Origin of the sequence: Rheinheimera sp. EpRS3, assembly GCF_001513785.1 — a bacterium.
Taxonomy (GTDB): domain Bacteria; phylum Pseudomonadota; class Gammaproteobacteria; order Enterobacterales; family Alteromonadaceae; genus Alishewanella.
In genome coordinates this window covers 855275-864153 of record NZ_LNQS01000001.1, presented here as the reverse complement: position 1 = coordinate 864153, position 8879 = coordinate 855275, and the positions used below count along the sequence as shown (strand labels likewise).

General features: G+C 49.4%; 10 protein-coding genes. 1 reads left to right on the top strand and 9 read right to left on the bottom strand.

From position 1 onward, the window contains the following. From vgrG to AR688_RS03670, 8 genes are read right to left on the bottom strand one after another with little or no spacing between them, the layout of a single operon-like run. Complete coding sequence (vgrG, locus tag AR688_RS03700; protein ID WP_068229274.1) at positions 1-1788, bottom strand: type VI secretion system tip protein VgrG; 1788 nt, start codon at positions 1786-1788, stop codon at positions 1-3. A gap of 3 nt (positions 1789-1791) precedes the next feature. Then, the gene (locus AR688_RS03695) at positions 1792-2475 is read right to left on the bottom strand and encodes a CIS tube protein (RefSeq protein ID WP_082694664.1); all 684 of its coding nucleotides are present in this window, start codon (positions 2473-2475) and stop codon (positions 1792-1794) included. Continuing rightward, positions 2475-2648, bottom strand: coding sequence for a DUF5908 family protein (locus tag AR688_RS20105; protein ID WP_156420199.1), 174 nt, complete (start codon positions 2646-2648; stop codon positions 2475-2477). The genes AR688_RS03695 and AR688_RS20105 overlap by 1 nt, the downstream gene beginning before the upstream one ends. Before the next feature lie 4 nt (positions 2649-2652). Beyond that, the gene (locus tag AR688_RS03690) at positions 2653-3117 is read right to left on the bottom strand and encodes a phage tail protein (RefSeq protein WP_068229271.1); all 465 of its coding nucleotides are present in this window, start codon (positions 3115-3117) and stop codon (positions 2653-2655) included. A gap of 15 nt (positions 3118-3132) precedes the next feature. Further along, positions 3133-3591 (bottom strand): phage tail protein, encoded by a 459-nt coding sequence (locus AR688_RS03685; RefSeq protein ID WP_068229268.1) that lies wholly within the window; start codon positions 3589-3591, stop codon positions 3133-3135. Between the two features lie 41 nt (positions 3592-3632). Further along, the gene (locus AR688_RS03680; RefSeq protein ID WP_068229263.1) at positions 3633-5192 is read right to left on the bottom strand and encodes a phage tail sheath family protein; all 1560 of its coding nucleotides are present in this window, start codon (positions 5190-5192) and stop codon (positions 3633-3635) included. Between the two features lie 17 nt (positions 5193-5209). Further along, on the bottom strand, positions 5210-6052 hold the full coding sequence (locus tag AR688_RS03675; RefSeq protein WP_068229260.1) for a hypothetical protein: 843 nt from the start codon (positions 6050-6052) through the stop codon (positions 5210-5212). After that, a complete protein-coding gene (locus AR688_RS03670; protein WP_068229258.1) occupies positions 6049-6630 on the bottom strand; it encodes a DUF4255 domain-containing protein in 582 nt (193 codons plus the stop codon). The genes AR688_RS03675 and AR688_RS03670 overlap by 4 nt, the downstream gene beginning before the upstream one ends. Before the next feature lie 356 nt (positions 6631-6986). On the opposite strand from AR688_RS03670, the gene AR688_RS03665 reads away from it, so the two are divergent. Next, on the top strand, positions 6987-7985 hold the full coding sequence (locus tag AR688_RS03665; protein WP_082694663.1) for an FAD:protein FMN transferase: 999 nt from the start codon (positions 6987-6989) through the stop codon (positions 7983-7985). Positions 7986-7998: 13 nt separating this feature from the next. Here AR688_RS03665 and AR688_RS03660 read toward each other — a convergent pair whose 3' ends face one another. Continuing rightward, the gene (locus AR688_RS03660; protein ID WP_068229256.1) at positions 7999-8805 is read right to left on the bottom strand and encodes a substrate-binding periplasmic protein; all 807 of its coding nucleotides are present in this window, start codon (positions 8803-8805) and stop codon (positions 7999-8001) included. Positions 8806-8879: the final 74 nt, after the last annotated feature.

Below are 8879 nucleotides of genomic sequence, written 5' to 3'. Positions count from 1 at the left end.
CTAGTTAATCATTACCATGGCACCTTTCACCGTGGTCTGGCCGCTGGCAGATAATTCGGCGCTGGCATTACCTTTAGCGGTAAAACCGACATTGGCCTGCTGGCTGATATTAAGCGCTTCGGCCTTAAAATCGGCTTTGGCGGCCAGTTCAATATTAGACACCGCCTGCAAACTGATTTTGCCTTTAGCGTTTAAGCTGATGTCTTTGGGGCTATCAAGCAAAATGCCGCTGTCAGACAGCTCAACCTTGTTGCCATGCTGGTCTTGCAGCAAAATGGTTTTACTGTCGTCGTCCAGCACGGCTTTATTACCTGCCGGAGTCCAGATACTGATTTTTTTCTTCTCTTCGTCGTACTCCAATGTCAGCTTGGTGCGGCTGACAAAAGCTTTAATGTTGTTATCTGCTGCTGCGGCATAAGGCGGCTGTTTATTGCTGCTGTAAACACTGCCGAGGATCACCGGATAACCGGGGTCATTATTCAGATAGCCCAGGATCACTTCGTCCCCCACTTCCGGCAGGCAAAACTGGCCAAAGCCGTTTGAGGCATAAAAACTCAGTAAACGGGCCCAGATGCCTTCGGTTTCAGCCTCCAGTAACGGTACTTTGACCTGAATGCGGCATTCGCCCGCCGGATCGCTGTCCAGTTGCTGCACGACACCAATTTGCAAGCCACTGACGCCGGGTAACACGCCGCCAGCTAAGGGGGCGCTGATATCGGTATTTTGCGCAAACCACTGCGCCGACATACCAAAACTCACCTGAGATATCCAATCGCCATCTGCAATAATATGCCGCACCTGAGACACAAAAACGTCACCGTTAAAACGCTCGCCTACACCACTGACTGTAATTAATACGCCGGGTTTTAGCAGCGCAGAGCCCTGACAGCGCAATTCACCGCGAATTCGCGCCAGTGCGGATTTCAGCTGCTGCGCTTTCGCCCAGCTGGTTAAACTGGCATCAGTAAGCGGGGCATTACTTTGCAAACGAAATTCTTTTACTGCTGCGACATCGGCCAGCGTGCCGGCAGCTATATTTCCCTGCGCAGTAAGGGTTGCACTGGCGGCTTCTTCGCTTTGGATCTGCTGGTTGGCAGGGTTCCAGCTAACTGTTTTAACCGAGCTAAACTGCTGGCTGGCATCCAGGCTGGCGTTAAAGCTGAGTAAATCATCACCGTAAGTTACGCAAAGTACCGCTGCTGCAGTGGTATCCGGCGGCGCTATACTCAGCTTGCCGTCATCGGCGCACAGCAACATGCCGTTTACTTCAGCACGCAGCAGCATAAAATCCCAGTCAGTGCTGTAGTATTGCACCAGCTCGGCATGGCTTTCAGCGGTTGCCGTAGCATTGCAGCTAACAGCATACTTACCGGCCAGTTGCTGCCAGATATCACTGTCGGTCATGTTGGTATAATTGGCATTAGTACGCGCCAGCGTGGCAGCAAAAACAGGGTCGCGGCACTCAACAATAAGCTGCGCCTGATTATTACCACTAATCGCCAGGCTGTGCTTTACCACTACGCCGCTAAAGATTTGTTGTTCATCATCACTATAACCGGCACTGACCACCAGTTTGGCGCCCGGCACCAACGACGCCTGATTAGACAGTGGAAAATCTTTCGCCGGCATATCGCCGTCACTGAATGTCAGCACAGCCAGCGGCACCCGGTTTAGCGCCTTGGTAATATCGACACTGATAATACTGATGCTGTCGGCCAGCGCAGTGCCATCGCTGGTTATGCTAAGCCTTACCGGTCCGTCGGCACCTTGTAACGGGGAATTGGCCATAACTTACCTCAGTGGTGGAAAATACAACTGGCGGCCGGGCGTAAGCACGCTGACACTGTCCAATTGATTAAATTCAGCGACGGCCAGGTAGTAACTGCTGTCACGGTAGATGCGGTAACACAGGTTAGGCAGGGTATCACCAGCTTTTACCAGTACCTGATGCGTCAGATCCGGCGATTGCCTGTCGGCTTTTAGTGCCTCTTGTTTGTTTGACATGTAGCTGCCGAAATTCAGCTTAATTTTTGCACGTAGCGGGTCGCCACCGGGTTTGAACAGGGTGTAATCCACTGTCATGCTATTTAAGCGGCCGACAAAACTGAAGCTCTGGCCCCACTGCAGCTTTACGATGCTGGGTTCGTGTTTTTCCCCAACATAGTGATACACCACGTTTTTCAGCTGTTTTATCTGCTTGCTGACATCGGGCTCCTGTTGCGCTGAAACCGGCACCACGCCGGTGCCATCCAGCACCAGATCAAAGCTGAGTTTTTCTTGCTGGTACTGGCTAAGTTTGCTTTCTACTGCCGACTTACCCACCGGCAGATTGTTGCTGTTATCGGTGTTATAACTAATACCCAACTGATGATTCAGGCTGGCCGGGTTAATCATGGCCTGAAACTGCCCTTCGCCCGTGGGCTGGCCATTGTTGTCACAACAGCTGATGGTTAACAGCGACTTACTGCCACTCATCAGCGCGGCCTCTGCTCATACTGCGCCTGTTGCAGTAGCCGCTGGCATTCCTGCAGGATGTCCTGCTTTAATTGTTGTAAATCCTGTGCCGGGTAAGGTGGGCGTGCCGGGCTGTCGCTTGGCGGCTCCAGCAGAGTAGATTTTACAATCAGTTTGGTGACTTCAATCGGCATAGTGTTAGCGCTCCCGGTTTACGTACTGATAACTGAATTCCAGCTTTTCTATGGCCACCTCGTTTTTACTGGCGTTAAAGCCTTCTACCTGCCAGCTAACGGGGTAAGCGTTAACAAAAGACCAGCTGCGGGCGGGTTGCCCGGTTTCATCCAACAATTCCACGGTGATTGTCATCGGTGTAATGGCTATATCCACCCCTTGTTCAAACACCTTAATGCACCATTGCACCAGCAAAGAGCTGTTTGGTGCTATGCCGCGTTTTAATACCAGATTGCCGTGCTTGACCGCTTTGGGCAGTTTATGCACAAAACGGTTTTCACCGCCCTCCACCACATCTTCGGTATCCAGTTGTGCACCTATACCCGACACTTCCTGAAATGCCGTGTCGGCGCTATCACCGGATGAAGCAAACTTCACCCGGAAATAAAACGCCGGTAACGGATAATCTGACGTGGCCAGTTCACTCATACTGCGTATTACCTGTTACGGGTTATCAATGGTGATACCTTCATGCACAATTTCAATGGTTTCTATTGCCACCTCATTGCCGTCTGACTTCAGATCAGTGCCGGTGATTTTAGTTGGCCAGGCGTTGGTTAAGGTCCACACCATCGTGGTGCCGCCTGCTTCATCCAGCAAACTGATGGTGATGGGCAGACGCTTGATGGTGTTCATCTTGATCTGGCTAAACCAGGCCCAGAATTTGTTATCCGATTTATACACGCCTTTTTTCATCGTCACGTTGCCGGACTTTTTCAGCCCCGGCATTTTGGTGGCAGAAAACACCGGGTTATCACCGGCGCGGTATTCAATAATTTGCGCCTCGACATCCAGGCCGGATACCTCCTGAAACGACATTACTTCAGAGTCCCATTTCACCTGGAAATAAAACTTCGGTAAGGGCCATACCGAAGTGGATTGGGTTGAACCGTCATCAGCCATTGTTAAGCTCCTTGTATTCGTTTAATAAACCGGTTAGTTAATTAAGATTTCTGCATCTGCTGCTGGAACGTAATTTCAATAAACTCGGCCGGGCGGATCAGCGCCACTAACACCGTGACACGCAAAATGCCTTCAAGAATATCTTCTGATGTCATGGTTTCACCCAAACCCACGCTGACACTAAACGCATCTTCCGGTGACGCACCGGCTAAACCGCCACGTTTCCAGATACCGGTAAGAAAATTACGGATCATGCTTTTAACGGTAACCCAGGTGCTGGCAGTATTGTTTTCAAATACATAGGCTTTGGTGCCAAGCCGGATAGATTCTTCCAGCATGATCATGGTGCGCCGCACACTAATGTAGCGCCAATCCAGGCTGTTACCATCCAGCGTGCGGGCGCCCCACACCAGAGTGCCTTCGCCAATAAAGGTACGAATGGCATTAACCGACTTACCCTGGGTGCTAACGTTTAAATCTTCCTGCTCATCGTGGGTAATATTTACCGCCGGTGATACCACAGCACTTAAACTGACATTAGCCGGGGCTTTCCACACACCTTTGGTGTTATCCACCATGGTGTAAATACCGGCCATTGCGGCAGCGGGCGGCAGCAGGTTTAACACATCACGCATTTGCCCCAGTAACTGGCTGTACAGCGGGCTGATAGCTTTTAAGCTTTTGTGCAATAACATCTGGCTGGCAACCATTTCAGCTTGATCCAGCTTGCTCCAGTCTTTGCTGATATCGTTAATGGCATCCAGTTGTTGTTGTAGTTTTAGCTGGGCTGCTTTATCAGCAGCGGTGGCTTTCTCATCCAATGCGGGCAGTTCGTCTGGCAGGTTCCGCTCCGTTTTAAGCAACTGCTGTAGCAGATCGGCGGGAGTCAGGTTCAGATAGCTCAGATCACGTTCCTGCACTATGGTGGTGTTGAGCCAGGGGTAATAAGCGCTGGCAAAATCCAGATAGTTAATGCCCAGCTTACCGCGGAAATTATCAATGCAATCGCCGTCCGGGTGCTGGCGTGGCTTATACCCCTGCCATACATCCAAAATAGCAATACGGTTGCGCATTTTGCCGCCACAGTGTGCCAGTGCCGCTTGTTGTACTGCGATACAATCGTCTTCGGCCAGTAGCACCGCCTCGGGGATCACCAGCATGGTCGGTTCCTGCTCTTTGATCAGTTGATCAATACCGGCCATTAATTTCGCCCCTTCAACATCGTCTGCGTAGTTGCCTACCGACACAATGTAACAAGGGCCTCCACCGTTTTGATAAAACAGCATCATGGCGTAGTACAGCAGGTTTTTACCGCTGTCGTGGCTGAGCTGATACGACTTACCGCCAACAATGAAGGTGTTGTCGCCCGGCGCCTTGGCTTCGGCCAAACCAAACATCGGTGTCGGTGCAAAACCAAAGTAATTATGAAACTCTGACATTGAACTGATACGCATAGGCTGGTTAGTCAGTGACTTATTGCCGTTCAGTGCTTTTTCGGTATAGCCGATAAAAGCCGGCACGGCCGTTGCCACTTCCACCACCGAATTGGGAAAGGCATTTTTCTCTACGATATAAACGCCTGGCGTTTTCATCTGCCCCATGATGTGTTCCTTTCTGGTTAATAGTTAAGGTAAATTTCCGACACGTTGCTTGCTACTCCATTGACTACTGCTTTATCGATTTGCCCGGCCACTGCAACCGGCAGCCGTTTGATCAGAATTTTCTCACTACCATGTGTTGTGGTTATTAGTTGAAACCGGTACGGGCTGAATTGCTGCAGCTTTAAAGGCTGGGCAGAATCAAATACCTGCGCCACAAGGCCATTGGCCAAACGGGTATCGTTTTGCTGTATAAAATGGGTTTGCTGCGCCATATCCTGAATGCGCAGCGGTTGCGCAAAGGCTGTGCCACAGAGGTAATAGCGCCAGACACTTTGCCTGCTGCCAAACCGCAACAGATAAGATATTGCGTTATCCGCTGTAAGTTGCGTTATGTGCAAAGCGGTTATATCAAGGGCCAGCAGCATTACAGGTAAGGGTTTGCCTTTTGGCGGCAGTACATCGGCCACTGGCGCATCATTAGCACTTATTACCTCTGCGCTGCCAAGCTCCGGTTTGGCATGTAAACGTAAGGCCGCATCATCCGGCACCGGTGCCCGGTTATCGCAGTACAACAATTGTTGTGCCTCTAACACTGGCAGGCTGTAACTGCCAAACTGCGGGTCGTCGCTGTACAACAAAAAATATAATGTCAAAATTGGCTCACAACAGGCAGCAGCTATGTCGCGACGGCTGGTATCCAGCAGCAACACGGCGCCCTGTTTTGTCGGCTTAACCAGCAACTGGGCATTTTGTAAGTGGCGCTGTGTTTGAGCTGCAGGTACCAGACGTAGCTGCTGCGCCAAACCATCACTAAAATATTGATGCTGCAGCACAATATGACATAAAGGCAGGTAACTCATGACTGAGTTCCAACATCAGTGGCCGGTTTGCGCAATAAGCTGCTTTGGCTGTAAATATCCGCGCCGTCAAAGCTAATCATCCGCACTTTGTATAGTACCGATGGCAGGTATTTACCGCTTAACATGCCCCACAGGTTACTGGCATCCTGAATGCTCAGGTTTTCCATATCCAGCGCCAGCCGTTCAATAGAGGGGTCAAGATCAGGCAGGTTTTGATGAGTAAACAGCGGATTGCGCTGAAAAAAACTGATACTGGCCGACAGTAATGTCAGCGCATCGCTGTAGTTAGTGCCATTAAAATTGGCGGCCAGCATGACATACAAATTCAGATGCAGTGGCGGGGCACTGTTAGCACTGCGGGCAAAGCCGGTATCCAGCAATGTTGTTTTACTGCGCGAAGCGGCTTCTTTTTCGATGCCAACTAAAAATAGCACCAGTTTGTTATTAACCTGGGTCAATACGGTGCCATCGGCCTCATTTAAGTTCGACACCAGCACCACATCTTCTTCCAGTTTGAAGTTATGCCGCAAAAAACGGTTTAATTGCACCGCCAACTGTGACAACGTCTTTGCTATCATGTTGTGTTTCCAGCCAAACGAACACCACACAGCCTTCTTGGCTGTGAACGATACTTCAGATTAACAGTGAATACCGGCAGCGCTTTTAACTGCGCTTTTAGTCCCCAACAACAGTAAAAACAAATAACAAAAACAAACAGCGGGTTATTTATACAAGGAGCATTTACATAATGCGATTAAAGATAGTGATTGTTTAGCGCTTTGCAAACATATAATAAATTTATCAAATAAATTGATATTTTCATTAGAAATACATTTAATATCTGCATTAGCTATATTAGGCCTGGCTGATGAATTACATAAGGTGATACAGTGAATTGCAGTGATTTTCGTTTAGATATTGGCAGATATTATTTATGACTTTTTTAATGAAACCATGCCGCCAGCCCGCTCTGTTCTGTTTTGTTATTGCTGTGTTTTTGCTGCAGTTCACAGCCACTGCTAATGCGCAGTGGCAACAAAAGTCGTTTCAGACACTGGGTACTCAGGCCTATATTGAGCTGTGGAGTGAAGACAGCAAACAAGCAGAACAGCTGATCAGTGAAGTGCAGGCCGAGTTTGAGCGGATAAACCAGCTGATGAGCCCTTACATTGCCAGCAGTGAACTCAGCCTGTTAAACCGCGAAGCGGCAAAAAAACCGGTGCAGGTATCTGCTGAGATGTATCAGTTATTGCAGCGCGCCAAGCAGATTTCACAGCAAAGCAACGGTGCTTTTGATATTACCTTTGCTTCAGTCGGTTTTTACTACGATTACCGTAACCATAAAAAGCCTGACGCTACAGAGCTACAAAAAGCCAGACAATATGTTAATTATCAGAGCGTTGAACTACTAAAAAATAACACCGTCCGCTTTGCCCAGCCTGGCGTTAAAATTGATCTGGGCGGCATAGCCAAAGGTTATGCGGTTGAGCGCAGCATTGCCTTACTGGCACAGCATGGCATCAGCAATGCGTTGCTTACTGCCGGTGGTGATACCCGCCTGTTGGGCGATAAAAGAGGCAAACCCTGGCTGGTAGCCATTAAACACCCGCGCCAGGACGATAAATACGCCGCCCAGTTACCACTGGAAAACAGTGCTATCAGCACATCAGGCGATTATGAACGTTACTTTATTGAAGATGGTGTGCGCTACCATCATATTCTGGACCCTAAAACCGGCCAAAGTGCTACCGGCCTGCTTAGCGTAACAGTGACCGGTGCTGACACCACCCAAACCGATGCATTATCTACCACATTATTTGTATTGGGATTAAAGCAGGGTATGGCACTGATTGAACAAATCGATGGTTATGACGCCATATTTATTACCGCAGAGCGGCAAATGCATTTTTCCAGCGGCCTGAGCCAACCCTGAGTTGCCTGCTGGTTTATTCTGTTGCAGGCAATAAAGAAGCGGGTTTGGGCAGTTTAATCTGATAACCGGACAGCGGATAACGCTGCACAATAGCGGCCAGAGTGCCGTCTGCGTACAGTTTTTGCCAGGCCTGCGCTAATTGTTGTAACTGTATGCTGCTAATGGTGCGAAGGTTAAAGCCAAAATACACCATGCTCTGATGCACCTGAAACAACGGTATGTAATCTGCCGTGGGTAAACCTGGCTGTACTTTCCAGTAATGGTAAGCCGCAATGTCTTCCAGCACACCGTGCACCCGGCCATTGAGTAATAATGCCTGCTTATCTTCGTTACCGCGGATAAACACAAAACGGGTGCGGTTTTTTGCATCATTTAAAATGCTGTCCAGCTTGTCACCGTAATAAGCCCCATTTAGCAGCGCGATAATGCCGGTGGTGCCGCTGTTTTGTAATTGCTCTACCGCAGTAAGGCCGGGGAAAGCACGCGGCAAACCTACCAGATAAATGGTTTCCTGCTGATGCGGGCCAATAAAAGCAAACTGTTTGCTGCGTTCAGCGTTATAGCTAAGGTGGCTTAACACATCCAGCTCGCCCTGCTCGATTAGCTTTAACGAACGCAGCCAGGGGCTGTGAATAAACTCAAGCTCGCAGCCTATCTCTTGCACCAACCGTTGCAGCAGCTCAACATTCATACCTCGCCAGCTGTCGCCGTGCTGCATGATGTAAGGTGCGAAGCTGGTTTCAATGCCCATACGTAAAGTGCAGCTGTATACCGGCTGGCTAAGAATGCAGCTAACAATAAGCGCCAGAAACCCTTTCATTATGCACCCTGCAATAAAACGCACAGACATCAACTATAAGCCCGGCGAAGCCACTTTGCCTGCCGCTGCAAAAA

Excerpts from the sequence above, each read along its gene's own strand:
- vgrG (WP_068229274.1), bottom strand. The coding sequence starts at position 1,788 with ATGGCCAATTCCCCGTTACAAGGTGCCGACGGACCGGTAAGGCTTAGC.
- AR688_RS03695 (WP_082694664.1), bottom strand. The coding sequence starts at position 2,475 with ATGAGTGGCAGTAAGTCGCTGTTAACCATCAGCTGTTGTGACAACAAT.
- AR688_RS20105 (WP_156420199.1), bottom strand. The coding sequence starts at position 2,648 with ATGCCGATTGAAGTCACCAAACTGATTGTAAAATCTACTCTGCTGGAG.
- AR688_RS03690 (WP_068229271.1), bottom strand. The coding sequence starts at position 3,117 with ATGAGTGAACTGGCCACGTCAGATTATCCGTTACCGGCGTTTTATTTC.
- AR688_RS03685 (WP_068229268.1), bottom strand. The coding sequence starts at position 3,591 with ATGGCTGATGACGGTTCAACCCAATCCACTTCGGTATGGCCCTTACCG.
- AR688_RS03680 (WP_068229263.1), bottom strand. The coding sequence starts at position 5,192 with ATGGGGCAGATGAAAACGCCAGGCGTTTATATCGTAGAGAAAAATGCC.
- AR688_RS03675 (WP_068229260.1), bottom strand. The coding sequence starts at position 6,052 with ATGAGTTACCTGCCTTTATGTCATATTGTGCTGCAGCATCAATATTTT.
- AR688_RS03670 (WP_068229258.1), bottom strand. The coding sequence starts at position 6,630 with ATGATAGCAAAGACGTTGTCACAGTTGGCGGTGCAATTAAACCGTTTT.
- AR688_RS03665 (WP_082694663.1), top strand. The coding sequence starts at position 6,987 with ATGACTTTTTTAATGAAACCATGCCGCCAGCCCGCTCTGTTCTGTTTT.
- AR688_RS03660 (WP_068229256.1), bottom strand. The coding sequence starts at position 8,805 with ATGAAAGGGTTTCTGGCGCTTATTGTTAGCTGCATTCTTAGCCAGCCG.